Origin of the sequence: Frateuria soli (assembly GCF_021117385.1) — a bacterium.
GTDB lineage: Bacteria > Pseudomonadota > Gammaproteobacteria > Xanthomonadales > Rhodanobacteraceae > Frateuria_A > Frateuria_A soli.
This window is the reverse complement of sequence record NZ_CP088252.1, coordinates 3,462,488-3,488,520: the sequence shown is the minus strand read 5'-3', so window position 1 is coordinate 3,488,520 and position 26,033 is coordinate 3,462,488. Positions and strand designations below refer to the sequence as shown.

24 protein-coding genes are annotated in these 26,033 nt (G+C 70.0%); 12 read left to right on the top strand and 12 right to left on the bottom strand.

Translation table 11 applies throughout. The features are described from left to right. Nucleotides 1-59: 59 nt before the first annotated feature. The 5 genes from LQ771_RS15950 to LQ771_RS15930 form a co-directional block, all read right to left on the bottom strand. Nucleotides 60-1,496: an undecaprenyl-phosphate glucose phosphotransferase gene (locus tag LQ771_RS15950; RefSeq protein ID WP_231350361.1), complete on the bottom strand. Its 1,437-nt coding sequence runs from the start codon at nucleotides 1,494-1,496 to the stop codon at nucleotides 60-62. Nucleotides 1,497-2,054: 558 nt separating this feature from the next. Then, nucleotides 2,055-3,062 carry a helix-turn-helix domain-containing protein gene (locus LQ771_RS15945; RefSeq protein ID WP_231350360.1) on the bottom strand — a complete coding sequence of 336 codons (1,008 nt, stop codon included), beginning with the start codon at nucleotides 3,060-3,062 and terminating at the stop codon, nucleotides 2,055-2,057. Continuing rightward, nucleotides 3,059-4,354, bottom strand: coding sequence for an MFS transporter (locus LQ771_RS15940; RefSeq protein WP_231350359.1), 1,296 nt, complete (start codon nucleotides 4,352-4,354; stop codon nucleotides 3,059-3,061). The genes LQ771_RS15945 and LQ771_RS15940 overlap by 4 nt, the downstream gene beginning before the upstream one ends. Nucleotides 4,355-5,187: 833 nt before the next feature. Then, the gene (locus tag LQ771_RS15935) at nucleotides 5,188-7,452 is read right to left on the bottom strand and encodes a polysaccharide biosynthesis tyrosine autokinase (RefSeq protein ID WP_231350358.1); all 2,265 of its coding nucleotides are present in this window, start codon (nucleotides 7,450-7,452) and stop codon (nucleotides 5,188-5,190) included. Nucleotides 7,453-7,477: 25 nt separating this feature from the next. Then, the gene (locus LQ771_RS15930) at nucleotides 7,478-7,915 is read right to left on the bottom strand and encodes a low molecular weight protein-tyrosine-phosphatase (RefSeq protein ID WP_231350357.1); all 438 of its coding nucleotides are present in this window, start codon (nucleotides 7,913-7,915) and stop codon (nucleotides 7,478-7,480) included. A 270-nt stretch (nucleotides 7,916-8,185) separates the two neighbouring features. Here LQ771_RS15930 and LQ771_RS15925 point away from each other — a divergent pair, with 270 nt between their 5' ends. The 5 genes from LQ771_RS15925 (at nucleotide 8,186) to LQ771_RS15905 (ending at nucleotide 13,293) form a co-directional block, all read left to right on the top strand. Next, nucleotides 8,186-8,500, top strand: coding sequence for a hypothetical protein (locus LQ771_RS15925; protein ID WP_231350356.1), 315 nt, complete (start codon nucleotides 8,186-8,188; stop codon nucleotides 8,498-8,500). Between the two features lie 77 nt (nucleotides 8,501-8,577). Next, entirely contained in the window at nucleotides 8,578-9,669 is a 1,092-nt protein-coding gene (locus LQ771_RS15920) for a polysaccharide biosynthesis/export family protein (protein WP_231350355.1), read from the top strand. Further along, on the top strand, nucleotides 9,666-10,331 hold the full coding sequence (locus LQ771_RS15915) for a YjbF family lipoprotein (protein ID WP_231350354.1): 666 nt from the start codon (nucleotides 9,666-9,668) through the stop codon (nucleotides 10,329-10,331). The genes LQ771_RS15920 and LQ771_RS15915 overlap by 4 nt, the downstream gene beginning before the upstream one ends. Next, on the top strand, nucleotides 10,328-11,176 hold the full coding sequence (locus tag LQ771_RS15910; RefSeq protein ID WP_231350353.1) for a capsule biosynthesis GfcC family protein: 849 nt from the start codon (nucleotides 10,328-10,330) through the stop codon (nucleotides 11,174-11,176). The genes LQ771_RS15915 and LQ771_RS15910 overlap by 4 nt, the downstream gene beginning before the upstream one ends. Further along, nucleotides 11,173-13,293, top strand: coding sequence for a YjbH domain-containing protein (locus tag LQ771_RS15905; RefSeq protein ID WP_231350352.1), 2,121 nt, complete (start codon nucleotides 11,173-11,175; stop codon nucleotides 13,291-13,293). The genes LQ771_RS15910 and LQ771_RS15905 overlap by 4 nt, the downstream gene beginning before the upstream one ends. Before the next feature lie 302 nt (nucleotides 13,294-13,595). Here the strand turns inward: LQ771_RS15905 and LQ771_RS15900 are convergent, their stop codons facing one another. The 5 genes from LQ771_RS15900 to ttcA all read right to left on the bottom strand — a co-directional run bounded on the left by LQ771_RS15900 (nucleotide 13,596) and on the right by ttcA (nucleotide 18,400). Beyond that, nucleotides 13,596-14,060, bottom strand: coding sequence for an REP-associated tyrosine transposase (locus tag LQ771_RS15900; protein ID WP_231350351.1), 465 nt, complete (start codon nucleotides 14,058-14,060; stop codon nucleotides 13,596-13,598). Nucleotides 14,061-14,212: 152 nt separating this feature from the next. Next, nucleotides 14,213-14,983, bottom strand: coding sequence for a M48 family metallopeptidase (locus LQ771_RS15895; RefSeq protein ID WP_231350350.1), 771 nt, complete (start codon nucleotides 14,981-14,983; stop codon nucleotides 14,213-14,215). A 248-nt stretch (nucleotides 14,984-15,231) separates the two neighbouring features. Continuing rightward, the gene (locus tag LQ771_RS15890; RefSeq protein WP_231350349.1) at nucleotides 15,232-16,149 is read right to left on the bottom strand and encodes a recombination-associated protein RdgC; all 918 of its coding nucleotides are present in this window, start codon (nucleotides 16,147-16,149) and stop codon (nucleotides 15,232-15,234) included. Between the two features lie 118 nt (nucleotides 16,150-16,267). Further along, nucleotides 16,268-17,467, bottom strand: coding sequence for an amino acid aminotransferase (locus tag LQ771_RS15885; protein WP_255674206.1), 1,200 nt, complete (start codon nucleotides 17,465-17,467; stop codon nucleotides 16,268-16,270). A 39-nt stretch (nucleotides 17,468-17,506) separates the two neighbouring features. Next, a complete protein-coding gene (gene ttcA / locus LQ771_RS15880; protein WP_231350347.1) occupies nucleotides 17,507-18,400 on the bottom strand; it encodes a tRNA 2-thiocytidine(32) synthetase TtcA in 894 nt (297 codons plus the stop codon). Nucleotides 18,401-18,478: 78 nt separating this feature from the next. On the opposite strand from ttcA, the gene LQ771_RS15875 reads away from it, so the two are divergent. The 5 genes from LQ771_RS15875 to LQ771_RS15855 all read left to right on the top strand — a co-directional run bounded on the left by LQ771_RS15875 (nucleotide 18,479) and on the right by LQ771_RS15855 (nucleotide 21,430). Further along, nucleotides 18,479-18,685: a YdcH family protein gene (locus LQ771_RS15875; RefSeq protein ID WP_231350346.1), complete on the top strand. Its 207-nt coding sequence runs from the start codon at nucleotides 18,479-18,481 to the stop codon at nucleotides 18,683-18,685. Further along, complete coding sequence (locus tag LQ771_RS15870) at nucleotides 18,685-19,278, top strand: GNAT family N-acetyltransferase (protein WP_231350345.1); 594 nt, start codon at nucleotides 18,685-18,687, stop codon at nucleotides 19,276-19,278. Before LQ771_RS15875 ends, LQ771_RS15870 begins: the two co-directional genes overlap by 1 nt. A 283-nt stretch (nucleotides 19,279-19,561) precedes the next feature. After that, complete coding sequence (ubiE, locus tag LQ771_RS15865) at nucleotides 19,562-20,314, top strand: bifunctional demethylmenaquinone methyltransferase/2-methoxy-6-polyprenyl-1,4-benzoquinol methylase UbiE (RefSeq protein WP_231350344.1); 753 nt, start codon at nucleotides 19,562-19,564, stop codon at nucleotides 20,312-20,314. A gap of 233 nt (nucleotides 20,315-20,547) precedes the next feature. After that, nucleotides 20,548-20,814, top strand: a complete 267-nt coding sequence (locus LQ771_RS15860; protein WP_231350343.1) for a DUF2249 domain-containing protein — start codon at nucleotides 20,548-20,550, stop codon at nucleotides 20,812-20,814. Nucleotide 20,815: 1 nt separating this feature from the next. Further along, the gene (locus tag LQ771_RS15855) at nucleotides 20,816-21,430 is read left to right on the top strand and encodes a hypothetical protein (RefSeq protein ID WP_231350342.1); all 615 of its coding nucleotides are present in this window, start codon (nucleotides 20,816-20,818) and stop codon (nucleotides 21,428-21,430) included. A 3-nt stretch (nucleotides 21,431-21,433) separates the two neighbouring features. Here the strand turns inward: LQ771_RS15855 and LQ771_RS15850 are convergent, their stop codons facing one another. Both LQ771_RS15850 and LQ771_RS15845 read right to left on the bottom strand, forming a co-directional pair. Then, nucleotides 21,434-22,117, bottom strand: a complete 684-nt coding sequence (locus LQ771_RS15850; protein WP_231350341.1) for a glutathione S-transferase family protein — start codon at nucleotides 22,115-22,117, stop codon at nucleotides 21,434-21,436. A 119-nt stretch (nucleotides 22,118-22,236) separates the two neighbouring features. Continuing rightward, complete coding sequence (locus LQ771_RS15845; protein WP_231350340.1) at nucleotides 22,237-23,154, bottom strand: DMT family transporter; 918 nt, start codon at nucleotides 23,152-23,154, stop codon at nucleotides 22,237-22,239. Nucleotides 23,155-23,269: 115 nt separating this feature from the next. On the opposite strand from LQ771_RS15845, the gene LQ771_RS15840 reads away from it, so the two are divergent. Beyond that, nucleotides 23,270-23,767, top strand: a complete 498-nt coding sequence (locus LQ771_RS15840; RefSeq protein WP_231350339.1) for an Lrp/AsnC family transcriptional regulator — start codon at nucleotides 23,270-23,272, stop codon at nucleotides 23,765-23,767. A gap of 380 nt (nucleotides 23,768-24,147) precedes the next feature. After that, entirely contained in the window at nucleotides 24,148-25,836 is a 1,689-nt protein-coding gene (acpA, locus tag LQ771_RS15835; protein WP_231350338.1) for an acid phosphatase, read from the top strand. The last annotated feature ends 197 nt before the right edge of the window (nucleotides 25,837-26,033 follow it).

Below are 26,033 nucleotides of genomic sequence, written 5' to 3'. Positions count from 1 at the left end.
CACCCGCGTTAGCCACCGCGCCTTCCATAAGTGAGCTTTTGTGGCTTAGAGCGTAGGTGCTAATAGGCGTTGGTGCTTTTGAGCAACGCAACTGGCGTTAGCAAAATGATTTTTAGATCCAACCACGGGGTCCACCTGTTGATATAGAGAATGTCCAGCTCAACGCGACTGGCCATCTTATCCAACGTATTGGTCTCGCCTCGAAAACCCCTGACTTGCGCTAGGCCGGTGATGCCCGGCTTGGTGCCGTGGCGCTGCATGTACCCGCGCAGTTGTTCGCTGTACTGGCGGTTGTGCGCGAGCGCGTGTGGGCGCGGGCCGACGATCGACATGCGGCCCTGCAGGACGTTGATGAACTGCGGGAGCTCGTCGAGGCTGGAGCGGCGCAGGAAGCGGCCGACGGCGGTGACGCGCGCGTCATCCCTGGTGGCCTGGGTGATCTTGCCCTCGTCTTCCTGATGCACGCGCATCGAGCGGAACTTCCACACCTCGATTTCCTTGCCGCCGAGGCCGTGGCGCTCTTGTCGATAAATGATCGGACCGGGCGAGCTAAATTTGACGGCCACCGCGATGAGCAGCATCAGCGGGGCGAGCAGCAGCAGAAACAGCGCCGCGAGCACGCGATCCTCGACCGCCTTGATCACCCGCGCATGACCAACGACGCGGCTGCCGCGCAGGGTGATCACCGGCACGCCGGCGACGTTGCCGGCATGGTGGTTGATCAGTTCGTAGCCGAACATGTCCGGCACCAGCCGCACGGTGGTAGGGATGTCGGCGGTCGCTTCCATCAGGCGCGCGATCAGCGCCTCGGCGCGCATCGGCAGCGCGACCCAGATCTGGTCGGGGGCGTGGTCGCGCAGCCGGGCGAGAAAGTGGTCGAGGTCGCCCACGCACGGCAGCGCGAGGTCGGGTTCGTGGTCGTAGGGCGTGGTGACGTAGCCCTCGACGTTGAGGCCCATCCACGGGCTCTTGCGGGTCGCCTCCAGGATGCGCTTGCCGGCCGGGGTGCTGCCGACCAGCACCACGCTGCGGGTGTCCAGGCCCAGCGCGCGCAGGCGGCCGATGGCGTAGCGCGCGGTCCAGCGGTGCAGGCACAGCAGCAGCGGGGTGCCGGCGATCCAGCCGGCGGCCCACAGGCGCGAGAAGTCGTCGGCGTATTTCACTGCGGCGTTGAGCACGGTGAGCAGCACGATCACGCCGAGCCATGCGGCGGCCAGGCGCAGGGATTCCGATGCCAGGCTCTCGCCGCGCCAGCTGCGGTAGATGCCGCACATCGGGAACACGATCAGCACCAGCAGCACGGCCACCAGCACCGCCACCGGGTACGGCGCGGCCATGGCCCACTCGCCCAGCCGCAACCGGTGGCACAGCACGGCGGTGCCCACCACGATGGCGATGTCGCCCACGCGCAGCAGGATGTCCAGCAGTGCGGCGTAGCGCGACAGGAAGGCGCTTTCCGGGTGCGGGCGGGAGAGGGGGTGGGCGGTCAGCAACATGGAACTTCCTTGGTCCCGAGCGGGCTCTTCCTTGTCTGGGGCGTGACCGTCCTCACAGTCGAAGACGGGCGAATCTGGTTTCCTACGTCGAGCACTACGCGTCGCGACGATTGCCTGAGGCATCGTTCGCGGTGCACGGTTCCGGCAGAGTCGATCAGACGCGTCGGGACCCACGGCGAGGCGGTTTCCATTGCCCGCGCGAGTGAGTCGGAGCTGCACGGGCACACGCTTTCCGCGGCGCCCGTGCAGGGTCCCCTGGCTCTTCCTGTGCCGCGCCGCGAAGCGGGCGCGGTAGGTCCCCGCCCTGACTGCGGGCGGCGGGACCTGATCCATTCGTACATCTGCGATTTCCCCCGTACCGCGGAAGGCTACGTCTATGTGACGTGAAGCCGCCATGTCCGCATGTCGCAGAATTGAGCAGGCTGGACAGGAGGGTTTGTCTGTCGGGGGCGGGGTTGTTGGACGGTGGGGATGGGGGGTTTGGGGTGTGGGGCTTGGGCTTGTTTGGGTGCCGGGGGGAGGGCATCGCCCACGAGTGGGCTCCTACGGGGGCTTGGGTCAGGAGCGGTGGGTGATTTCGGACATGCTGTTGGCCCAGCGGCGGACCATGATTTCGACGTCCTGTTCCATGGTGCTGCGGATGCTGGCGGTGCGGTAGGCGCCGGGGGAGATGCCGAACGCCTTCTTGAACAGCCGGCTGGCGTGGCTTTCGCCGGCGAAGCCCGATTGCGGGGCCAGCACCGACAGCGGCTGGGCGTCGAAGGCGCGGTTGTCCAGCCGGTCGCGCAGGTGCCGCAGCCGGCGCAGCTTGATGAAGTTGGCGACGCCGCCCTGGTCTTCGAAGAGGCGGTAGAGGCTGGCGCGCGAGATGCCCACTTCACGCACGAGGTCGTCGATGCCGAAGTCGCGGTCGGCCAGGCGCGCGTCGATGACGCGCAACACCGCCTCGCGGCGGGCGTATTCGAGCCGGTAGTAGTCCGAGCGCGCACCCATGCCGAACGGATTGGTCGCGACCGACAGCAGGTCGACCAGCGCCCGCGTGGCCGCGGGCTGGGCGCCCGGAGACAAGATCGGGGCCTGCTCGGCCAGGGTGCGCAGCAGCGCGGTGAGCAGCGCGCCATCGCGTGCGCTGATCTTGCGGCCGTGCAGGCCCTCGAGGTTGCCGGCGGCGGCACGCATCGCTTCACGGGCCAGGCTGACCGTGACCAGGGCGACATTGCGCGACCCGGCGAGCATGGGGCAGCAGGTGTCCAGCAGCAGCGTCTCGCCGGGGAGGACGCGCACCGGACGCTCGGGCGAGCCGCCGACGAGCTCTCCGCTGACCACGTGATGCAGGACGAAATGGTCGAAGCCGTCGCGCGCGACGCGTTCCTTGCGCAGGTGGCGCACGCCGCCGTATTCGCGCACGAACAGCAGGCTGCGATCCATCCGCCAGCCGCGGATGCGGGCGTGGAACGGGTCGTCGGTGCGCTCGACGTCGGAGCCCTGCGCGAACAGCTCGCGGTATTTGGCGAAGCGCTCGTCGTAGGGATGCTCGGCGCTGTCGAAATCGACCATCGGGTTCATGCAGTGGCCTCCTCCGCGGCCTGGCGCCAGCCGTTGCGCCCCAGCCAGGCGGCGACGGCGGCGGACAGCGCCACGCTCGCACAGACCAGCCGCAAGGCCAAGGACAGGCCGCGACCGCCCTGCCCCATTCCGTCGCTGACCACGCCGGCGAGGAACGGCCCCAGCCCCACGCCGGTCACCGTGATGTAGACCAGGAACAGGCGCACGGCGGTCGCGCGCAACGAGGCCGGCAGCATCGCCGGCAGCCCGGCCAGCGCAGCCACCGCGGCGCACCCGCTGGCCAGCGAAATGAGCGCCATCATCACGCTGGCGGCGCCGGCCGAGTCGGCCAGCGGCAGCGCCCACAGCAGCGGCAGGGCCAGCAGCAGGCCACCGGCGACGATGGCGGTGGGGGTCAGGCGGCGGCGGGTATCCACCAGCGAACCGGCGAGCAGGTGGCCCAGCGGCGAGGCGACGAGCAGCAGCGCGCCGAAGGCCAGCGCGGCGGTGGCCGGCAGCAGGCCCTGTTCGCGGTTGAGCACGGAGGGCGCCCACGCGCCGATGGTCTGCACCACCAGCACGCTGCCACCGGCGCCGTACAGATAGAGCACCGCCAGCAGCGGGCGCCGGCGCAGCCAGCCGACGATCTGCGAGAGGCTGGCGACCGGCGCCTGCGACTGCGGCGGACGCTCACGGCAGCGCAGCAGCGCCACGATGAGGATCACGTTGGGCACGGTCATGGCCAGGAACATCAGCCGCCAGTGCGCCAGGCCCAGCGACGGCCCCCAGTTCGCCAGCAGGGCCAGCAACAGGCCGCCGAGCAGCAGCGCGACGCTGCGCCCGATCGCCGAGCCGGCGGTGAAGATGGCCATGGAGCGTGCACGCCAGCGCGGTGCGGCGTCCTCCACGATCAGGCCCAGCGCCAGCGGCACGAAGGCGGCCTGCCCCAGCCCGACCAGCGCGCGCGCGGCGAGCAGGCCCGCGAAGCTCCCGGCCAGCGCGAAGCCGACCATGCCCAGCGCCCAGGTCGCGACGCAGCCGGCGAGCAGGCGGAAGCGGCGCGGCGAGTGGGCCATCGGCAGGGTCAGCAGCATGCCGGCGGCGTAGAGCACGGCGAAGGCCGGACCCATCAGCAGGCCGAGTTCGGAATCGGTCAGTCCGAGGTCACGCTTGAGCAACGGGGCGGCGACGCCAGGAAGATTGCGGTCGGCGAAGGCGATGCAGTGGCCGAGCGCGAGCAGGCCGGCCAGGGCGAGGGAGCGGCTGCCGGAGGCGGGGCTGTCGGCGGGCGTCGGAGCGGTGGTTGGCGTCATGCCGTCGGATTCCTGGCGCGTGCGTGGCGCTGTTGACCCTGAACCCGGTAGGAGCCCACTTGTGGGCGATGTTTTTTTTCCCGGGGCTTGACCAAGGGCATCGCCCACAAGTGGGCTCCTACGAGGTTTCGGTCAGGACTTGGTCGTATTGGTGGTTGCTGGTGGCGGGCGGCGGAGTGGTGGTGGGCGTCATGCCATCGGATTCCTCTGGCCCTGAACCCGGTAGGAGCCCACTTGTGGGCGATGTTTTTTTCCCGGGGCTTGCGAAGGGCATCGCCCACGAGTGGGCTCCTACGGGGTTTCGGTCAGGACTTGGTCGTATTGGTGGTAGCTGGTGGCGGGCGGCGGGGTGGTGGTGGGCGTCATGCCTTCGGATTCCTCTGGCCCGGAACCCGGTAGGAGCCCACTTGTGGGCGATGCTTTTTTCCGGGGCTTGCGAAGGGCATCGCCCACAAGTGGGCTCCTACGGGGTTTCGGTCAGGACTTGGTCGTATTGGTGGTAGCTGGTGGCGGGCGGCGGAGTGGTGGTGGGCGTCATGCCTTCGGATTCCTCGCGCTGTGGCCGTGGACCCGGTAGGAGCCCACTTGTGGGCGATGTTTTTTCCCCGGGGCTTGCGAAGGGCATCGCCCACGAGTGGGCTCCTACGGGGTTTCGGTCGGACTTGGTCGTATTGGTGGTTGCTGGTGGCGGGCGGCGGGGTGGTGGTGGGCGTCGTGCCTTCGGATTCCTCGCGCTGTTGGGCCGGAACCCGGTAGGAGCCCACTTGTGGGCGATGTTTTTTCCCGGGGCTTGCGAAGGGCATCGCCCACGAGTGGGCTCCTACGGGTTTTGGTCAGGCGGGTTCGGGTTCGGGGACGTGGTCGTATTTGTAGTAGCCGTAGGCGTAGTAGCCGGTGGCGCGGCGCTGGACGGCGTTGAAGATGGCGCCCTGCAGGCGTACGCGGTTCTGTTCGAAGCGCTGCTGCGCCAGGGTCACTTCGCGCGCCTGGTTGTGGCCGAAGCGCACCACCAGCAGGCTGGTGGCGGCGTAGCTGCCGACGATCACGGCGTCGGTCACGGCCAGCACCGGCGGGGTGTCGATGATCACCAGGTCGTACTGCGCCGAGAGCTGCCTGACCAGCGCGCCGAAGGCCGGCCGCATGAGCAGTTCCGACGGGTTCGGCGGGGCGTGGCCGCGGGCGATGAAGCTCAGGCCCTCGATCGGCGTGGCGTGGATCGCCTGGGCCGGTTCGGCGCGGCCGGCCAGCAGCTCGGACAGGCCGGGGCCGGAGCTGCGGCCGAGCACGTGGTGCAGCATGCCGCGGCGCATGTCGGCGTCGATCAGCAGCACGCGCTGGCCGGACTGGGCGATGACCGCGGCGAGGTTGGACGAGACGAAGGTCTTGCCGGCGCCGGGGCTGGCGCCGGCGATCATCAGCACGTTGTTCTTCGCTTCCAGGGCGGCGAAGTGCAGCGCGGTGCGCAGGCTGCGCATGGCTTCGATGGCCAGGTCGGCCGGGTCTTCCATGGCCAGCAGACGCACCCGCTTGGGGCCCTTGTAGACGCGCCGCTCCTCGGCAACCGGCAACAGCCGGCGGCGGCGCTCGGGCAGTTGCAGCACCTGTTCCTGCTGCTCGCTGTGCGGCACCGAGGCGAACACCGCCATGCCCAGCTGCTCGATCTCGGCGGGGTCTTCCAGCGCGGGGTTGAGCATGTGGCGGATGAACACGAAGGCCACCGCCAGGAAGCCGCCGAGCATGGTGCCGCCGAGCACCACCACGGCCTTCTTCGGCTTGACCGGCTGGGTCACGTCGACCTGGGCGTGGTCGATGATGCGCGCGTTGCCGACGGTGCCGGCCTGCGCGATGGAAAGCTGCTGCGCCTGGCCGAGCATCTCGGTGTAGGTCTGGGTGGTGACCTGCACGTCGCGCATCAGCCGCAGCAGACCCTGCTGGGTGTCGGGCAGCTGGTTGATCTCTTTTTCCAGCCTGTTCTTCTTGGCGCTGAGGTCGTCGATCTGCACCATCAGCGCGTGGTAGGCCGGGTGCTTGGCGGTGAACTTGCCCTGCACTTCGGCCTGCTGCAGCTTGAGGTCGGACAGGCCGGTGTCCACCGCCACGACCTGGTCCAGCAGCCCCTTGGTCTGCAGGCTGATGTCGGCGGTGCTGACCTTGGTCTGGTAGGCGGCCAGCGCGTCCTCGGCCTGCTTCAGGTGCTGGTGGATCTGCGGCAACTGCTGCTTGACGAATTCCAGGCTGTTGGCCGCTTCGGCCGAGGCGCGGGCCACGTTCTGGTGCACGTACTGGTCGACCACCGCGTCGAGCACCGCGGTGGCGCGGGCCGGGTCGGTGTCCTGGTAGCTGACCGCGATGATGCCGGAGTCCTTGCCTTGCTCGCTGGCCGAGATCGTCTGCTGCACGTTGCTGATGGTGCGCAGGCGCGGGGTCTCGACCACGGCGAAGCGCTGGCCGGGATGCGCGGCGAGCGTCTTGACCAGCAGCGTGACGCCATGGTCCTGCGCCGGCTCGCCGACCTTGCCGCGCAGCAGCAGGTTGTCGTCCTCGTCGTAGAGGCGGTAATGGCCCGGCGCATCGTCGGCGACCAGGGCAAGTTCGGTGGCGACCAGCGAGGCGGGCAGGTCGAACGTGGTGATCTCGAGCCGGGCGCCGCCGAAGTCGTAGCGGTCCAGCCCCAGCCAGGCACCGGCCACGTCGCCCGGCGCGGCCGGCTTGTAGTGGCGCGCGATGAAGCCGCCGAACAGCGGCAGGCGTTCGGGTTCGGCACTCACCGTCGCGTGCAGGTCGTCGACCACCTTGCCCACGACCATGCGCGAGGTCATCAGGGCGATCTCGGTGACCGCCTCCGGTGCGCTGTCGCCGGCCAGTTCGGAGAGGTCCGACAGGCCCGGCAGGGTGGGCATCTTCTGCTCCACCTGCACCATCGCGTTGGCCTGGTACACCGGTGCGGCGAGCAGCGCGTAGCCCAGGCTGCACAGCAGGAACAGGCCAGTGACCGCGGCGATCAGCCACTTGTGGTCGAGCAGGATGCCGAACAGTTCGCGCAGGTCGATCTCGTCGCCGTCGTCTACGAGGGGGGCGGCATGGGTAGGCTGGTTCATGGCGGTACTTCGGCAGGAATGCGGATTACTGAAGACGGCGCAGCCAGCTGTCGACGCCTTCGTCGATCAGCCGGTACACGTGCTCGAAAGCGGGACGCTGCTGCCGGTAGGGGTCGGGCACTTCGCGGTCGTCCTGCCACTTGCCGAGCAGGAAGGTGCGGCCCACCGCATGGGGCGAGCGCTTGGCCAGCGTGGACAGGTGCGCGCGCTGCATCACCAGGATCAGGTCGGCGTCGATGAGATCCTGGTCCTCGAGCTGGCGCGCGCGATGGGCGGAGGCGTCGATGCCGTGCTCGGCCAGCAGTTCACCGGCGAGCGGGTCGATCGGATGCCCCACCAGCGCGCCCAGGCCGGCGGAGGTCACCTGGATCGGACGATCGCCCAGCCGGTGGCGCAGCAGATATTCCACTGTGGGACTGCGGCAGATGTTGCCGATGCAGACGACGAGAATCCTTTCGAACACGATCGACAACCTCAAGCGGCGTCGTAAGGAGAGGAGGCGCGGTGTCGGCCCCGGATGGGCACGACCGCGTGCAGCAGCCGCTTGTCAAGAGAGCGTGAACTTAGCGAGGCGTGGCGGGCGGGTCAAGCAGGCTGGAGCCTGCGGGTCTGTGATGCACTCGGCAAAACGCCTGCGTGTGTGCCTATAATCGCCGCCACGCGGGGACCCCCGGCCCGATCCTGCCTCTGCAGGACGAGCGCCATGGTTCCCGCTGTCAAAGGGGATTCCAGGATGAAAATTGCACTTTGCACCCTTCTGGCGGTGGCGCTGGCCGCGCAGCCGCTGATGTTGCAGGCCGCCCAGGCGCCGGCCCAGTCCGCCAAGCCGGAGAAGCCGGCCAAGCCCGCCAAGCCCTCCAAGCCGAAGGTGGCCGGCACCCGCCAGGCGGTCGGTTCGGGCGTGGACATGGAAACGGTGGAATTGAGCCTGCTGGCGGGCGGTATCGCCGTGGCGCTTCTGGTCGGCGCCAGCGGCGGCGGCAAGCATGACAAGGACTGCCACTGCCACGGCGGCGGCGGCACGACCGGGACCACCCCCGCCCACTGACCGCGGTTTCGCGCTGACGCTGCGTGCGGCCTTCGGCTGCGCGCCTGGTTTTTCATGCCTTTCGAAGTGGTTTTCCGATGAGCAGATTCTCGGCCGCAGGGCTGCTGGTATGCCTGGCCCTGCTGGGCGGCTGCGCGCTTGCGCCCGGCCAGCACATGGATGTCGATCGCCAGGATGAAGCGAACAGCCGGGTCCGGCTGCTCGCCATCACCCCCAAACTGATCGCGATGGAGAACGCCGCCGCGACGCCGGCCACCGTGCCGCAGGCGTTGCTGGACTACCGCCCCGGTCGCTATCGCATCGGCGCGGGCGACGTGCTGTTCATCACCGTGTGGGACCACCCCGAGCTCACCGCGCCCTCCGGTCCGCAGCAGCAGATCTACGCCAACGGCCGCCTGGTGCGCCCGGATGGCACGCTGTACTACCCGTACGTGGGCAACGTCACCGTGGCGGGCCTGGACCTCGACCAGGTGCGCGGGAAGCTGAGCGGGAAGCTGGCCGAGTACGTGCAGCAGCCGCAGATCGACGTCAACGTGATCGCGTTCGCCAGCCAGCGCGTCTGGCTCAACGGGGCGTTCCGCGAAACCGGCACGCAGCCGATCACGGTGACGCCGCTGACCCTGGCCGAGGCGCTGGGCAAGGCGCAGATCGACACCACGCAGGCGGACCTGTCCGACCTGACGCTGCAGCGCGACGGGGTGGACTACCACCTGGACCTGGACGCGATGCGCCATGGCCTGTACGGACCGGCGGACGTCTTTCTCAAGGACGGCGACCACATCTACCTGGCCTACAACGACCGCAAGCAGGTTTACCTGATGGGCGAGGTGAACCAGCCGCGCGCGCTCACCTTCAAGACCTCGGACATGAGCCTGACCCAGGCGCTGGGCCAGGGCGGCGGCTTGGACCAGCGGACCTCCAAGGGTCGCGCGGTGTACGTGATCCGCGGCGTGGCCGACCTGGAAAAGGCGCCGGCGACGGTTTACCAGCTCGACGCCAGCTCGCCCAGCGCGCTGGTGCTGGCCGACAACTTCAAGCTGCAGCCGGGCGACGTGGTGTACGTGGGCGCCGCCGGCGTCACGCGCTGGAACCGCCTGCTCAGCCAGTTGCTGCCGCTGTCGGCCATCCTCAACCAGTCCGCCGCCGCGCGTAACAGCATCGCGCAATGATCGTGGGCATGGCCGCGCGGCTGGCCGTCCGCTCCAGCGTGCTCGTGGCCGCCCTGCTGCTGGGCGGCTGCTCGGACTGGGCCAAGGGCGTGGCCGAGACCGCGCGGCGCGTCGCGCACCCCTCGCCCGCCCTGCCCTCGCCCGAGGAGGTACTGGCCCGGCCGTACTACCAGATGCAGGTGGACCAGGGCCGCCACGCGGCGGTGCTGGTGCTGGGCAACGTCGATGGCGACCGGGAAGCGTGGTACAGCGGCGACGGGGTGATCCTGTTCCTGCGCCACGGGCTGCTGGTGAAGAGCTCGGGCATGCGCGGCGCGAACGTCGAGGGCACCGGACTGCCCGCCGGCAGCCCGTTCCTGGCGGGGTTGCAGCAACTGGCCGTGCCGGCGAGCACGACACGGCGAGTCGACCTGTCGCCCGGTTATCGCTACGGCGTGCGCCTGCACTCGCGCCTGTCGCCCGGACCGCTGGAGACCGTGCAGATCCTCGGCGAGCCGCATGTGCTGAGGCGGATCGACGAGCACGTGGACGCGCCGGGCATGGGCTGGCAGGCCGATAACCGCTACTGGGTCGATCCTGCCGACGGCCGCGTGCGCAAGACCCGCCAGACGCTGCCCGGGGGCGCCACGCTGACCCTGACCATGCTGCGCCCTTACCCATGATCGTGAAATTCCGCCGCCGCCCGCGCGTGGGCGACGCCTCGCGCATGCCATCCGCCGCGCCGCCTTCCAGGGGACGGCTGGCGGCGTGGGGTCGGGCGTGCGCGGTTGCGGCGTGCCTGGCCATGCCGGCGCACGCCGCGACGGTGGAGGTGCAGGGCCGCGTCGCGCATCCGGGCACGCAGGTGCTGCCGGAAGGCGCGCGGCTGGCCGATGCCCTGCTTGCCGCCGATCCCCGGCCGGATGCCTACGTGCTGGGCGCCGCCTGGCTGCGGCCCTCGCTCGAACCCGCGCAGCGCCGGCTGAAGGCCGGCGTGCTGTACGACCTGGACGTGCTCGCCGGCGAGGCGGGCCTGGCTGGCGACGACCGGCTGCAGGCGGTGGCACGCCGGCTGGCCGACATGGTGCGGGCGCTGCCGGTGACCGGCCGTGCCCGCGGAGCGTTGCTCGATCCCCGTCCGCTGGAGCTGTCCCCGCAGAACCACCTCCTGGCCGAGGGCGACCGGGTGCTGTTTCCCGCGCGCCCCGCCACCGTGCGGGTGACCGGTGCCGTGGCGCACGATTGCCGCCTGCCGCACGAGCCCCTGCGGGACGCCGCCGCTTACCTCGACGACTGCCCGCTCGCCCCCGGCGCCGACGCCGACTGGCTCTACGCGATCCAGCCGGACGGCACGGTCGAACGCCTGGGCGTGGCGCTGTGGAACCGGGCCGGGCCGCAGCCGCTGGCGCCCGGCGCGGTGCTGTACGTGCCCATCCGCCAGGCCGCCGCGGCGAAGGTCGATCCGCTCCTCAACGACCAGCTCGCGCAGTGGCTGGCGACCCAGCCGTTGCCGGAGGCGCAACCGTGACGCGGCGGCGCCTCTATCTGTGCCTGCTGCCGCTGCTGGCCGCGTCCGCCGCGCAGGCGCAGGAGGTGCCGGTCGCCACCGGCTGGACGGACGGCTATACGTCCAGCGACTTCGGCGGCGCCGGCCTGCTGCAGACCCCGACCGCGCGCATGAACGATGCCGGCGAAGTCGGCCTCACCGCCAGCCGCGTGGCGCCGTATACGCGCTTCACCTTCACCCTGCAGCCGCTGGACTGGCTGGAGGGAAGCTTCCGCTACACCAACATCACCAACCGCTACTACGGCGCGCCGTCGTTCAGTGGTCGCCAGCACTACAAGGACAAGGCGATCGACCTGAAGCTGCGCCTCTGGCAGGAGAGCCACTGGCTGCCGTCGCTCGCGCTGGGCGCGCACGACATCGGCGGCACCGGGCTGTTCTCCGGCGAGTACGTGGTGGCCAGCAAGCGGCTGGACCGCTTCGACGTGAGCCTCGGGCTGGGCTGGGGCTACCTCGGCGCGGCGGGCGACATCGCCAACCCGCTGGGCGTGCTGGATGACCGCTTCCGCCACCGCCCGCCGGTGGACAACGGCGCGGTGGGCGACTTCAACTCCAACTACTTCCGCGGCCGCGCGGCGCTGTTCGGCGGCGTGGAATACCGCCTGCCTGGCGACCGCTGGCGGCTGAAGCTGGAGTACGAGGGCAACGACTACCGCCACGAGCCGCAGGACAACCGGCAGCCGCAGCGCACGCGCCTGAACCTGGGCGTGGCTTACCGGCTGTCGCGCGCCGTGGACCTGAGCCTGGGCTGGGAGCGCGGCAACACGGCCATGTTCGGGCTCACGCTGCACACCAACCTGGCGCGCGCCAAGGGCCCGCCCAAGCTGCTCGATCCGCCCGCGCCATCGCGCGCCGGCACGCCGGCCGCTCGTCGCGGGCAAGCCGACTGGGCGCAGGTCAGCGCGCAGCTGGCCGACAACGCGGGCGTGCAGGTGGAGAGCATCCGCCGCGACGGTCGCGAGCTGGTGGTCACGGGCGAGCCGATGCGCTACTACAACCCGGCCAGGACGGTCGGGCGCACCGCGCGCGTGCTCGACGCCGCCGTGGCCCCGGACATCGACTGGCTGACGCTGGTTTCGACCAGCGAGGGCATGCCGGTGGTGCAGACCAGCGTGCACCGCGGCCCGTTCGGAGAGTTCCTCTCACACGACCTGGCGCCGGACGATTTCCGCCGCAGCGTGGTGCGCGAAGCGCCCGCGCCGGCCGGCGGCACCGTGCTCTACCGCGCGCCACTGGAGCGCTACACCGGCAGCGTGGGGCTGGGCCTGGCGCAGACCGTGGGCGGGCCCGATGCGTTCATCCTCTACCAGGTGTTCGCAAGCTACGGCGCCGACTATCGCCTTTCCCGCCATACCTGGGTGAGCGGGCAGTTCGACGTCAACCTGCTCAACAACTACGACCGCTTCCGTTACGACGCGCCGTCCGACCTGCCGCGCGTGCGCACCTGGCAGCGCGAGTACCTGACCACTTCGCGCTACAACCTGGGCAACCTGCAGCTCAACACCGCCAGGCGGCTGGGCAAGGATCTCTACGGGATGGCCTACGCCGGCTACCTGGAGAGCATGTACGCGGGTGTGGGCGGCGAGCTGCTGTACCGCCCGCTCGGACAGCGCTGGGCGCTGGGCGGCAACGTCAACTGGGTGCGCCAGCGCGGCTTCGCCCAGCATTTCGGCCTGCGCGATTACCACGTGCTGACCGGCCACCTGACCGCCTACGTCGACACCGGCATCGACCACGTGCTGGCCACCGTCAGCCTGGGCCGCTACCTGGCCGGCGACTGGGGCGGCACGCTGGACCTGTCGCGCTCGTTCGACAACGGCGTGCGCATGGGGGCCTATGCCACCTTCACCAACGTCTCGCAACGGCAGTTCGGCGAAGGCAGTTTCGACAAGGGCATCTACATCGCGGTGCCGTTCGATCTGATGCTGTCCAAGTCCTCCCCCGGCAGCGCCGAGGTGATGTGGCAGCCGCTCACCCGCGATGGCGGCGCGATGCTGCGCCGGGCGTATTCGCTGTACGGATTGACCAGCGAGCGCGACGGACAGTTGTTCGAGGCCAATTTCGACCAGATGGCCCGATAGCCGCGGCGGTCACCGTGACCCTGGCGGGCGGTCCAGCGGTGCAAGGGTCGGCGTCTGGGGGCGGAGAGCATCGCCCACGAGTGGGCTCCTACGGAGAGCGGTTGGCTGGCGCGCCAGCCGCCGGGCAGGAGCGCGATCGGCCGGTTTGGCCACCATCCTTGTGGGAGCCCACTTGTGGGCGATGCCCTTCGAACCCGCCCCACCATGACCACTGCCTGCGCCAGAGAGCATCGCCCACGAGTGGGCTCCTGCGGAGGGCGTGGTTTGGGGTCGCCATCCCCTGTGGAGACTGGCGGCCCGCGCTACAACCACACGGCGTTCCAGTAGGGATAGTCCAGGACATGGGTCGCCAGGCCGGCACGCAGCGGGTTGGCGACCAGATAGCGGGCAGCGTTGCGGACGTCTTCGTCCGCGCGCAACGCATGGTCGTGGTAGCCCCGGTCCCAGACCGGGCCCTCCACGAGGTGTTTCATGCGTAGTGCGCGGGTGGCGCCGGCCTTGAGGCGATTGATCACGCCGCCCAGCGGTTCATCGCCCAGTTGCAGCAGGCCATGCCAGTGGTCGGGCATCAGGACCCAGGCGAGCAATGCGGCATCCGCGCGGTTGGACGGATCGGTCAGCGCGAGACACGCGGTTCGCGCAGGCCCCTCCGCTGCGAACAGCGGCCGACGACAGGCGGTTGTCGTGGTGATCAGGTACACCTGCCCATGGCGCGACACGCGGCCCTTGCGCAGGGCCCTGCGACCGGCGGTGGGAAAGTCGGGCATGCATGGGAGCGTGCCGGAGCGGCGACAGTCCGTCCGTCGGGGCAGTGCCACGCATGGGGTAAGCCTGGCAGGAGCACGGTTGTGGGCAATGCTCCGGATGGGGATTCAGGGCAGGAGCATCGCCCACGAGTGAGCTCCTGCGAGGAGCGGGGTCAATCGGCGACGTCGGCGACGAGGCGATCCAGCTCGGCTTTGAGCGTGGCGCCGTTGACGCGCAGCCAGTCGCGCTGTTCGCGCCAGTTGGGGAACAGCGTGGCAACCAGGGCCCAGAACCGCGGCGCATGGCTGCGCACCTTGAGGTGGCACAGCTCGTGCGCCAGCACGTAGCGCAGCGCGGCCGGCGGCGCCAGCGCGAGGGCGAGGTCCAGGTTGATGCGGTCGCGCGTGTCCAGGCTGCCCCACAGGCTCTTCATCGGGCGGATGCGCAGCGAGGTGGGCGCCAGGCCGAGTTGCGGCACGTAGCCGGCCATCCAGCGCGAGACATCGCGGCGCATCTGCGCCTCGAAGTGCGAGGCGAGCAGGCCGCGCGCGACCGGCAGGGCGCGGGTGTGCGGGCGGGGGATTACCAGGGTCAGGCCACCGTCGAAGGACTCCACCCGCGGATACGGGCCCTCGGCCCAGTCCAGCAGGACGGTCTCGCCGCGCAGCGGGAACTCGGTCGCGTGCCCCACGCGCAGGGCCGGCAGCGGTTTGATGATCAGGTTGAGCTCGTCGAGCTTGCGCTCCAGCCACTCGGCATGGCTGCGCAGGAAGGCGCTGACCTGCGAGGGGTGGGTGCCGTTGGGATAGGACACCCGGGCGCCCTTGGGCGTGACCGTCAGGCGCAGGCGCCGCGCGCGCGGATGCGCGGCCTTGAGCACGCGGATCGTGCTGCCGCTCGCCGTTGCCAGTTCCAGCCAATCGCCTTGAAGTTCTGCTGCCATGGTCCGAGCCCGTCGGTAGAGCATAACCTTGCAACGGGGGGTGTGAGGAAAGGGTTGGATGGCGTCAGACCGCCGTTTCGAGCCGGCGTTCACGTGGCGTTGACCATCTGCCGCTGCCGGCGGTTGTCGGGGCGCGTTTGTGGGCGATGCTCTTGCTCTCGGGGAGGAGCATCGCCCACGAGTGGGCTCCTACGAAGGGCGGAGGGCAGTGCGGGGCGGGGGCGGGAAACGCCGCCGCCCCGCGGGGGTCAGGCGTCCTTGGGGCGCGGCAGGCCGAACCACTCTTCCAGCTTGGCCAGCAGGCGCTCGACTTCCAGCGTGAACAGGGCGAAGCGGGCGTCCAGTTCGGCGGCGGCGTCGGGGGCGCTGTCGGCCAGTTCGTCGGTCACCACGTCCAGCAGCTTGAGCTTGCGCAGGATCAGGTCCTCGCCCAGCACGAAACTGATGCGGTCGTCGAACACCAGGCCCAGCTGGAACACCTGCTTGCCGTTGCGCAGGTGTTCCTTGATTTCCTCGCTCTCCAGGTCCTGCCGGCGGCAGCGGGCGATGGCGCCGGTGTTGCTGCCGGGGTCGCGCAGTTCGACCTCGTCGCCGAGGCTGAGGCCGGCCGGGAGGGTGCCGTTGGCGAGCCAGTCGGTCATCAGTACGCGCGGGCCTTCCTCCGGCGCCAGCGGCACCGCCGGGAAGCTGCCCAGCGCCTCGCGCATCTGGGTGAGCGCGTTTTCGGCGGACTTGCGGCTGGAGGTGTCCAGCACCAGCCAGCCGTGCTGGCGGTCGACGTAGGCGGACATGCGCGAGCTGCGCACGAACGCGCGCGGCAGCAGTTCGTTGAGCAGGTCCTCCTTCATGCGCTTGCGTTCGCGCCCGCCGACCTTGCGGCCTTCTTCCTCGGCGATCTTCTGCACGCGGCGGTGCAGTTCGTCGTTGACCACGGCGGCCGGCAGCAGCTTGTCCTCGCCGCCGACGGAAACCCAGGTGCAGTGCTTGACCGCGTGGGTGAGCGCGGCTTCCTCGCCGCGGCCGATCGGCGGCACGAAGCCCTTGGTGAACATTTCCAGCGGGCCGCACGGGCGCAGGCGGTGCTCGCCGAGCGCTTCGTCCAGGCGGGAGAGGTCTTCGGCGACGGCGGGGGAAAAGCGGAACAGCGTGAGGTTGCGGAAGAACATGGGGTATCCGGTTGGGAAACGTTTGCCTGGGGTGCCGGGGTGGCAGTCCCCCGGGATTGCGGAGCATCGCCCACAAGTGGGCTCCTGCGGGGAGGGCGGTTCGCCCTGCGCGTGCGCGCTAGCGGCTCACCGCCGCGACGGCCTCGGCCACGTAGTCGAGGTTGCCGCGGTTGAGCGCGGCCACGCAGATGCGGCCGGTGCCCAGCGCGTAGATGCCGTACTCCTCGCGCAGGCGGTCGACCTGGGCGCGGGACAGGCCCGAGTAGGAGAACATGCCGGCCTGCTGCTGGATGAAGGCGAACTGCGGCGCGCCGTGCGCGGCCAGCTTTTCGACCAGCCCTGCGCGCATCGCGTGGATGCGCTCGCGCATGCCGGCCAGCTCCGCCTCCCACATCGCGCGCAGGTCGGGGCTGCCCAGCACGCCGGCGACCAGCGCACCGCCGTGGGTGGCGGGACTGGAGTAGTTGGCACGGATGGTCTGCTTGATCTTGGCGCGCAGCCGCAGGGCCTCGTCGCGGTCGGCACCGACCATCGACAGCGCGCCCACGCGCTCGCCGTACAGCGAGAACGACTTCGAATAGGAACTGGCCACCACGAATGCCTCGATGCCGGAGGCGGCGAACAGGCGGATCGCCGTGGCGTCGGCGTCGATGCCTTCGTCGAAGCCCTGGTAGGCGATGTCGATGAATGGCAGCAGGTCGCGCGCCTTGACCAGGTCGACCACCTGCTGCCACTGCTGCGCATCGAGGTCCACGCCGGTCGGGTTGTGGCAACAGGCATGCAGCAGCACCACGTTGCCCGGCTCGAGCCTGCCGAGGTCCTCCAGCATGCCGGCGAAGTCCAGGCCGTGGGTGGCGGCGTCGTAGTAGCGGTAGTCGACGATCTCGAAGCCGGCGTTGCCGAACACCACCCGGTGGTTTTCCCAGCTCGGGCTGCTGATCGCGATGCGCGCCTTCGGCAGCACCTTCTTGAGCAGGTCCGCGCCCACGCGCAGCGCGCCGCTGCCGCCGATGGTCTGCGCGGTGGCCACGCGGCCGGCCTCGAGCAACGGCGAGTCGTCGCCGAACAGCAGTTCCTGGGTCAAAAGGTCATAGGCCGCCAGGCCGTCGATCGGCAGGTAGCCGCGCGGCTTGGCCTGCGCCGCGAGCGCCTGCTCCACCTCGCGCACCGCGCGCATCAGCGGGATGTGGCCTTGCTCGTCGACATAGATGCCCACGCCCAGGTTGACCTTCTGCGCACGCTTGTCGGCGAGGTAGGCCTCGGTAAGACCGAGGATCGGATCGCCCGGAGCCATTTCAACGGAAGCAAAGTGGGACACTGGAAGACTCACATGGAAAGTGGAAGGAAAAATGGACGCCTAGACGTCTTCATCGGGCCCGATCGCGCCAGCCGGCTCGCCGGCCAGCCAGCCATGCACGTCGGCGCGCGGGGCGCCTTCGCGCGCACCGAGCGCGGCGAAGTCGAACAGCTTGCGATCGGCCAGTTGCGAGGGCACCACGTTGCCCAGCGCGCGGAAGATGGTCTCGCACCGGCCGGGGTGCTGGACATCCCATTCCTGCAGCATGCGGCCGATCGCCTTGCGCTGCATGTTCTCCTGCGAACCGCAGAGGTTGCACGGGATGATCGGGAAGGCGCGTTCGCGCGCGTACTCGGCGATGTCGCTCTCGCGGCAGTAGGCCAGTGGCCGGATCACCACGTGCCGGCCATCGTCCGAGCGCAGCTTGGGCGGCATCGCCTTGAGGCTGGCGCCGTGGAACAGGTTCAGGAAGAAGGTCGCCAGGATGTCGTCGCGGTGATGGCCCAGCGCGATGCGCGTGATGCCGTTTTCCGCCGCCCAGTGATACAGCGCGCCGCGGCGCAGCCGCGAACACAGGCTGCACATGGTCTTGCCCTCGGGGATCACGCGGGTGACCGTGCTGTAGGTGTCCTGCTCGATGATGTGGAACGGCACGCCCCGCGCGGTGAGGTAGCCGGGCAACACGTGCGCCGGGAAGCCGGGCTGCTTCTGGTCCAGGTTCACCGCGACCAGCTCGAAGCGCACCGGCGCCCTGGCCTGGAGCGACAGCAGCATGTCCAGCAGCGTGTAGGAATCCTTGCCGCCGGACAGGCAGACCATCACGCGGTCGCCGTCCTCGATCATCTGGAAATCGACGATCGCCTGACCGACCTGGCGGCGCAGGCGCCTGGCACGCCGCGCGGCCTCGTGGGCCCGCTTGCGATCGGCGCGGGTGTCGGGAAGAACGGTGGGCATGTGCGTCATTGTACCCTGCCCGCCGCTGCTCCCCGGCGGCGTTACACTGTGGGCCTCCGCCCCACCGTCGCGTCCGCCATGCAGGCCCAGGACCCCATCCAGATCGCCCACCGCCTGGCCGAATTGCGCCAGGAGCACCGCGACCTGGACGCGGCGATCAGCCACATGGCCACGCACCCGGCCCGGGACGAACTGCAACTGACGCGGCTGAAGAAGCGCAAGCTGCTGCTCAAGGACGCCATCGCGCGGCTGGAGAGCAAGATGATCCCGGACCTGGACGCCTGATGCCGACGCCGGTCGTGTTGCAGGACGCGCACGTGGTGCTCGAGCCGCTGCGTGCCGAACACGTTCCTTCGCTCGAGGTTGCCGCCGCGGACGGCGAGTTGTGGCGCCTGTGGTTCACCTCGGTGCCGGCGCCGGGCGAAATGACCGCCTACGTGGAGAAGGCCCTGGCCGGGCAGCGGGAGGGGCGGATGCTGCCGTTCGCGATCCGCGAGCGCGGCACGGGCGAGCTGGTCGGCAGCACGCGCTTCTACGACCTGGTCGACGATCCGCCGCGCGCGGCCATTGGCTACACCTGGTACGCCAGGCGATGGCAGAAGAGCCACCTCAACACCGCCTGCAAGCGGTTGCTGCTGGAGCATGCGTTCGAGCACATGGGGCGCGTCGCGGTCGAGTTCCATACCGACGGGCGCAACCTCGACTCGCAACGGGCGATCGAGCGACTGGGGGCGCAGCGCGAAGGCGTGTTGCGCGCGCACAAGCGGCGGCCGGATGGCAGCCTGCGCGATACCGTGTGCTATTCGATCCTCGATCGGGAATGGGCCGACGTGAAGCGCTGGCTCGAACTGCGGCTGGCGCGGCTGGCGGCGCGGTAGAGCGCCGGTACAGCATCGCCCACAAGTGGGCTCCTACGACACCGCCCGCGCACGCTCCCCACAGACTCGTGGGCGATCCCCTCGTCACGCCGCAGACAACACCCCCGCACGATCCCCGTAGGAGCCCACTCGTGGGCGATCCCCTCGTCACGCCGCAGACACCCCCCCCGCGCGCTCCCCGTAGGAGCCCACTCGTGGGCGATCCCCTTGCACAGCCCACAGGGAGCATGGCCAACGCGCGAACGTCAGGACTTCGCCAGTGCTTCCTGTAGCATTGCCGCCCATGAGCGAGCAGTCCAAAACCACCCATTTCGGCTTCCGCGACGTCCCCGTGGGCGAGAAGCAGAAGCTGGTCGGCCAGGTATTCACCTCGGTCGCGCGCAACTACGACCTGATGAACGACCTGATGTCGCTCGGCGTCCATCGGTTGTGGAAGCGCCATTTCGTGGCGATCAGCGGCGTGCGCCGTGGCGACCGCGTGCTGGACCTGGCCGGCGGCACCGGCGACATCGCCGCGCTGCTCAAGCCGGTGGTCGGTGACGAGGGCGAAGTGGTGGTGGGCGACATCAACGCCGCCATGCTCGGCGTCGGCCGCGACCGGCTGACCGATCGCGGCCTGGTCGGCGGCCTGCGCTGGGCGCAGTTGAACGCCGAGTGCCTGCCCTTCCCCGACAACAGTTTCGATGCCGTGACCATGGCCTTCGGCCTGCGCAACGTCACCGACAAGGACAAGGCGCTGGCCGACATCTGCCGCGTGCTCAAGCCCGGCGGCCGCGCGCTGGTGCTGGAGTTCTCGCGCGTGCAGAGCGAGCTGTTCGGCAAGCTCTACGATTTCCATTCGTTCAAGGTGCTGCCCAGGCTCGGCCGGCTGTTCGCCGGCGACGCCGACAGCTACCAGTACCTGGCCGAGTCGATCCGCAAGCACCCGGACCAGCAGACGCTCAAGGGCATGATGGAAGCGGCCGGTTTCGGCCGCGTGGAGGTGCGCAACCTCACCAACGGCATCGTCGCCATCCACAAGGCCTGGAAGCTCTAGGCACCGGCGACGGCGCGCGGCCCGCCATCCGGCGGTGTTCCGGACGGCGCGCATCGCACCGGCGGCGGCGTCGTGGCGATCGCGTGGCGCAACGACCCTCCCCCGCCGCCGATCGGCGCTGCTGATCGGCGCCGGTGGCAGCGCCTGCCGCGGCGGAGCGGCTGATCCAGGTCATGGGCGCGGATTGGGCGCCGGCGTAGGGTGACGCCTCCACTTCACGAGTGCCCGCCCCCATGCACGCCAACCTCAATCCCGAAGAGAACATCCACATCTTCGATGCGCGCGGCATCGCCCGCCGCTTCCGCCATTCGGCGATCTTCGGCGCGCTCGGCGCGCTGCGCTCCGGCGAGACGATGCGCTTCATCAACGACCACGATCCGATTCCCCTGCTGACGCAACTGCGCGAGCGCTTCGGTGACTATCTGACGGTGAACTACCGCGAGCGCGGCCCCAATGGCGTGGTAGTCGATTTCGGCATCGTCGGCCTGCCTGGCGAATAGCATGGCATTCCCCGACTTCTTCGACCGCGCGCCGCGGATCACCGTGCGCGACCCGCTCGCCCTGCTGCTGGGCGCCTCCGACGACGGACTGCTGGTCTACCGCTACGAGGATGCGGTGCGGCTGGCCGGTCATTCCTGCCCCACCGTGGCCGGCGCGTTCCTGATGGCACGTGCCGCGTTGCGCACGCTCTACCCCGGCGAACCGGCCGAGCGCGGCGGCGTGTCGGTGCGGATGGATGCGCCGGAACAGCACGGCACCACCGGCGTGGTAGCCCAGGTGCTGACCCTGGTCACGGGGGCGGCGGCCGCAAACGGCTTCCACGGCATCGGCGGCCGCTTCGTGCGCCAGGGCCTGCTGCGTTACGCCACCACCGACGAGTTGCCGGGTGTGCGCTTCCGCCGCCGCGACACCGGCCAGGAGACGCAGGTGGCGCTGGATCTGTCCCGCGTGCCGCCGCCCCCCGGACTGCGCGAACGCATGGCAGAGGCCCTGGCGCCGTCGGCGACGGACGGGCAACGGCGCGCCTTCGGCGACCTGTGGCAGGACCGCGTGCGACGCCTGCTGCTGGAACACGCCGACGACGCGGAGGTGATCCGCGTCGAAGCGCCGGCCTGACGCTCAGGCTGGCGCGCGCAGGTCCTCGCGCAGCGTGCCGACGCGGCGCGCGGTGTCCTCGCTGTCCTTCAGCCGCACGGTTTCGGCGAGCGCCGCGGCGTACCAGCGCTGCATGCCCGGCAGGTCGCGCAGGCGCCGGGCGTAGGCGAGCGAGGCGTCGTCCAGCGGCAGGCGGTAGCTCAGGATGCGCCAGGCGACCGGGGCGAAGAACGCATCCACCGCGCTGAACGCCTCGCCCGCCAGGAACGGTCCGCCGAAGCGCGCAAGGCCCTCGCCCCACAGTTCGGCCAGGCGCGCGAGATCGCGCTGGAGCGGCGCATCGATGCCATGCAGGTCCACCCGCACGGCACAGTTCATCGGGCAGGTGCTGCGCAGGGCGGCGAAGCCCGAATGCATCTCGGCGCTGGCGCAGCGGGCCCAGGCACGCGCCTTCGCATCGGAGGGCCATACGCCCGGGTGGCGCTCGGCCAGATACTCGACGATCGCCAGCGAATCCCACACCACCGTGTCGCCGTCGCGCAGGCACGGCACCTTGCCGTTGGGCGCGAAGGCGCGGAAGGCGTCCCAGCTGGAGCCGTCCTGCAGCGCGACCAGGCGTTCCTCGAAGGGGATGCCCTGCTCGACCAGCAGCAGCCACGGCCGCAACGACCAGGACGAATAGTTCTTGTTGGCGATGTAGAGCTGCATGTCCTCTCCTGGGTGTCCGATGCCGTTTTCCGTAGGAGCCCACTCGTGGGCGATGCTCTTTGAAGCAGCGGCAGTCACCAGAGCATCGCCCACGAGTGGGCTCCTGCACGAGCGGGGGGTCAGGGCTGTTTGCAGGCGACGGGCCGGGCCATGGGGCGCGGGGCGGCGCGACCGCGCACGTTGGCCAGGATCACGCCGCCGACGGTCACGGCACCGCCGACCAGGGTCAGCAACCCGGGCCGCTCGCCGAGCCAGAACCAGCCGATCAGCACCGCGATCGGCGGCGAGAAATAGATGAAGCTGGACACCTGCGAGGCCGAGCTGCGGTGGATGGCGATGTTCCAGGCGATGTAGCCGACGAAGGTCGGCGCGAGGCCCAGCCACAGCAGCGCGCCGATCCGCGGCCACGGCGCGGCGGCCAGCGCCTGCGGCAGGTGGGTGGCGAACGGCAGCGCGCCCAGCGTGCCGGCGAAGAAGGTGAAGGCGGTGACGCCGAACACGCTCGACCGGGCGAACAGCGGCTTCTGCCCCACGAAATAGATCGCCGAGGCCGCCACGCTGAGCAGTACCAGCGCGGCCATCGGCTCGAACTTCACCTGCTTGCCGCTGGCCAGCACCACCATCACCACGCCCACCAGCGCCACGCCCAGGCCGGCCAGCGTGCGCGCCGGCAGCCGCTCGCGCAGCCACAGCGCGGACAGCGCCGCGGTGGCCGCCGGCACCAGCGAGATCAGGATCGCCGCGGTGCCGCTGGCGATGCGCGTTTCGGCGTAGTTGAGCGCCATGTGGTAGACGGTCAGCCCGACCACGCCCAGCGCGGCCAGCTGCGGCCAGTCGCGCCTGGCCGGCAGCGCCGGCCGCTTGGCCAGCAGCCACAGCGCGAAACAGAGCGAGCCTATGCCCAGGCGCGCGAACGCCACCTCGCCCGGCGTGAAGGCCGGCAGGGCGAAGGCGATCGCGGCATAGGCCGACGACCAAGTGACCAGGGCGACGCCGATCAGGGCCAGCGTCCGCCCGTCCAGGCGGGGGGTATCCATGGGGAATTCCGGTGCGGGGAAGTGCGCATCCTAGTGACGGCCGGGATGCGCAGGAAGCATGCAACCAAGCCACAATGGCATGCTTCGCCGACGAACGAATTGCAGGTTCCCCCTCATGGCCTTCGTATCGAAACCTGAACTGGACGCCCGCGACTGGCAGCTGCTCGAAGCCCTCCAGCAGGACGCCCGCCAGGGCTACGCCGAACTGGGGCGCCACGTCGGCCTGTCCGCGCCGGCGGTGGCCGAGCGGGTCAAGCGACTGGAGGAAGCCGGCATCATCGCCGGCTACCGCGCCGTCATCGATCCGAAACGGCTGGGCTACAGCATCGACGCGATGATCCGCCTGCGCTGCGACGGCGGCGTCTGCGCGCGCATCGGCGCGCTGGTGACCGATGTTCCCGAGGTCCTGGAGTGCCGCCGGCTGGCCGGCGAGGATTCGGCGCTGCTGCACGTGGTGGCGCTGTCGGTGGCCCACCTGGAGGCGGTGCTCGACCGGCTGCTGAAGATCCATCCCAGCGTGAGCACGACCACGCTGGTGGTGTTGCAGACGCCGCACGCCAACCGGCCACTGACGCGCGCGATGTGGCAGGCGGCGCACGCGGTGGAGGGCTGAGCGGGTCGTAGGAGCCCACTTGTGGGCGATGCTCTTTTGTCGCGCACCCGGCGTGTTTCGGCATCCATCGCCCACAAGTGGGCTCCTACGGGACATGCCTGGGTTCGGTGTCGTTTCGGCATGCGTCGCCCACGAGTGGGCTCCTACGGGAGGTGCCTGGGTTCGGGGTCGTTTCGGCATGCATCGCCCACAAGTGGGCTCCTACGGGGGGTGGCTGGGTTCGGGGTCGTTTCGGCATGCATCGCCCACGAGTGGGCTCCTACGGGGGGTGGCTGGGTTCGGTGTCGTTTCGGCATGCGTCGCCCACAAGTGGGCTCCTACGGGGGTGGCTGGCTTAGGCATACTGCACGCTCTCCCGCCACCCTCCACGGAGACCGCGCATGTCCGACCTGCCCCTGCCCCCCGACGCCGACGGGCAACCGACCGATCCGCAACGACGCCGTCTGCTGGGTGGCCTGGCCGCGGCGGGCGCCGGGCTGGCGCTGGGCGGTGCCGGGGCCGATGCGGTGGCCGGCGCGAAGGCGGCCGCCCTCCCGCCGGCCAGGCTCGACGCGCTGCTGCGCAGGCACATCCAGCGCGTGGTGGTGATCTACGCGGAGAACCGCAGCTTCAACAACCTGTTCGCCAATTTCCCGGGCGTGGCCGAACCGCTCGACGCGCTCAGGCCCGAGCAGTACCTGCAGCGTGACCGCGACGGCTCGGTACTCAAGCAGCTGCCGCCGGTGTGGCATGGCGTGGCGCCGCACGAGCAGGTGGTCAACCACCGCCGGTACCTGGTGCGCCAGGAGGACATCACCGGCCTGCCCAACGCGCCGTGGGCGCTGCGTACCGGCGCCGGCGAGCCGCTCCCGCAGGGGGTGGTCACGCGCGACCTGTGGCACCGCTTCTACGAGAACCAGCGCCAGATCAACGGCGGCAGGAACGACGGCTTCGTCGCCTGGGGCGACTCGGGCGCGCTGGTGATGGGCTACTACGGCGACAACGCCGCCAACCTGCGGCTATGGCAACTGGCGCGCCAGTACACCTTGTGCGACCACTTTTTCATGGGCGCCTTCGGCGGCTCGTTCCTCAACCACCAGTACCTGGTCGCCGCACAGCCGCCCTATTACCCGCACGCGGACCAGAGCCCCGCACGCTTCAACATCGCGCAGACGGTCAGCGGCAAGGCTACCGACATCCATCTCAAGCTCGCCCACGACTCGCCCGCCAGCGCGATGCAGGGCAAGCCCGAGACGCTGACGCCCAACTCGCTGACGCCGGACTTCTGGGCGGTCAACACGATGGGCCCGCCCTACGTGCCGGGTTTCTCCAAGGACCCGAACGATCCCACCCATGCCGATCCCGACAGCGCCAACACGCTGGTGCCGCAGAAGCACGCCACCATCGGCGACGTGCTCTCCGAGGCGGGCGTGGACTGGGCGTGGTACGCCGGCGGCTGGAAACTGGCGCTCGAAGGCAAGGGCGACGGCGACCAGGCGGACTTCCCGCAACGACCCAACTTCCAGCCGCACCACCAGCCGTTCAACTACTTCACCGCGTATGCGCCGGGCACGGCGGCCCGCGCGAAACACCTGCGCGACGCCGGCGTGGGCGAGACGGCCGAGACCAACCACTTCCTCGCCGCGGTGGCGGCCGGCACGCTGCCCACGGTGACCTTCTACAAGCCGCAGGGCGACCTCAACATGCACGCCGGCTATTCCGACGTGGACGCGGGCGACCGCCACGTCATGACCGTGATCGAGGCGCTGCAGAAATCCCCGGCATGGCCCAGCCTGCTGGTGATCGTCACGGTCGACGAGAACGGCGGCTGGTGGGACCACGTGGCGCCGCCCAAGGGCGACCGCTGGGGACCGGGCTCGCGCATCCCGGCGATCATCGTGTCGCCGCATGCGAAGAAGGGGCACGTGGACCACACGGTGTACGACACCGGCTCCATCGCCCGCTTCCTGACCCGCCGCTTCGGCCTGCGCAAGCTGCCCGGGCTGACCCTGCGCGAGGAGTCCATGCGCGCCGCCGGCGGTCCGCCGCCGGGCGATCTCACCGCCGCATTGCAGTTCGAGGAAGCGTGAAGGCTTGCCCGGGGGCATCTTCCGCGACCGGGCTCGCCTGCGGCGGGCAGTAAAGCGGCAACCGAGCTAGCCAGCGGCTACGGACGGCCACCTCAATCGCCGCGCCCCTGCAGGAGCCCACTTGTGGGCGATGCCCTTCGACGAGACCGGCCAGGAGCATCGCCCACAAGTGGGCTCCTACGAAGGGCAGCAGGGCG

Coding starts and splice junctions, on each gene's coding strand:
- LQ771_RS15845 (WP_231350340.1), bottom strand. CDS start 23,154: ATGGATACCCCCCGCCTGGACGGGCGGACGCTGGCCCTGATCGGCGTC.
- LQ771_RS15915 (WP_231350354.1), top strand. CDS start 9,666: ATGATCGTGGGCATGGCCGCGCGGCTGGCCGTCCGCTCCAGCGTGCTC.
- LQ771_RS15890 (WP_231350349.1), bottom strand. CDS start 16,149: ATGTTCTTCCGCAACCTCACGCTGTTCCGCTTTTCCCCCGCCGTCGCC.
- LQ771_RS15935 (WP_231350358.1), bottom strand. CDS start 7,452: ATGAACCAGCCTACCCATGCCGCCCCCCTCGTAGACGACGGCGACGAG.
- LQ771_RS15870 (WP_231350345.1), top strand. CDS start 18,685: ATGCCGACGCCGGTCGTGTTGCAGGACGCGCACGTGGTGCTCGAGCCG.
- LQ771_RS15895 (WP_231350350.1), bottom strand. CDS start 14,983: ATGGCAGCAGAACTTCAAGGCGATTGGCTGGAACTGGCAACGGCGAGC.
- LQ771_RS15900 (WP_231350351.1), bottom strand. CDS start 14,060: ATGCCCGACTTTCCCACCGCCGGTCGCAGGGCCCTGCGCAAGGGCCGC.
- acpA (WP_231350338.1), top strand. CDS start 24,148: ATGTCCGACCTGCCCCTGCCCCCCGACGCCGACGGGCAACCGACCGAT.
- LQ771_RS15910 (WP_231350353.1), top strand. CDS start 10,328: ATGATCGTGAAATTCCGCCGCCGCCCGCGCGTGGGCGACGCCTCGCGC.
- LQ771_RS15875 (WP_231350346.1), top strand. CDS start 18,479: ATGCAGGCCCAGGACCCCATCCAGATCGCCCACCGCCTGGCCGAATTG.
- ttcA (WP_231350347.1), bottom strand. CDS start 18,400: ATGCCCACCGTTCTTCCCGACACCCGCGCCGATCGCAAGCGGGCCCAC.
- LQ771_RS15840 (WP_231350339.1), top strand. CDS start 23,270: ATGGCCTTCGTATCGAAACCTGAACTGGACGCCCGCGACTGGCAGCTG.
- LQ771_RS15855 (WP_231350342.1), top strand. CDS start 20,816: ATGGCATTCCCCGACTTCTTCGACCGCGCGCCGCGGATCACCGTGCGC.
- LQ771_RS15850 (WP_231350341.1), bottom strand. CDS start 22,117: ATGCAGCTCTACATCGCCAACAAGAACTATTCGTCCTGGTCGTTGCGG.
- LQ771_RS15940 (WP_231350359.1), bottom strand. CDS start 4,354: ATGACGCCAACCACCGCTCCGACGCCCGCCGACAGCCCCGCCTCCGGC.
- LQ771_RS15945 (WP_231350360.1), bottom strand. CDS start 3,062: ATGAACCCGATGGTCGATTTCGACAGCGCCGAGCATCCCTACGACGAG.
- LQ771_RS15860 (WP_231350343.1), top strand. CDS start 20,548: ATGCACGCCAACCTCAATCCCGAAGAGAACATCCACATCTTCGATGCG.
- LQ771_RS15920 (WP_231350355.1), top strand. CDS start 8,578: ATGAGCAGATTCTCGGCCGCAGGGCTGCTGGTATGCCTGGCCCTGCTG.
- LQ771_RS15925 (WP_231350356.1), top strand. CDS start 8,186: ATGAAAATTGCACTTTGCACCCTTCTGGCGGTGGCGCTGGCCGCGCAG.
- ubiE (WP_231350344.1), top strand. CDS start 19,562: ATGAGCGAGCAGTCCAAAACCACCCATTTCGGCTTCCGCGACGTCCCC.
- LQ771_RS15950 (WP_231350361.1), bottom strand. CDS start 1,496: ATGTTGCTGACCGCCCACCCCCTCTCCCGCCCGCACCCGGAAAGCGCC.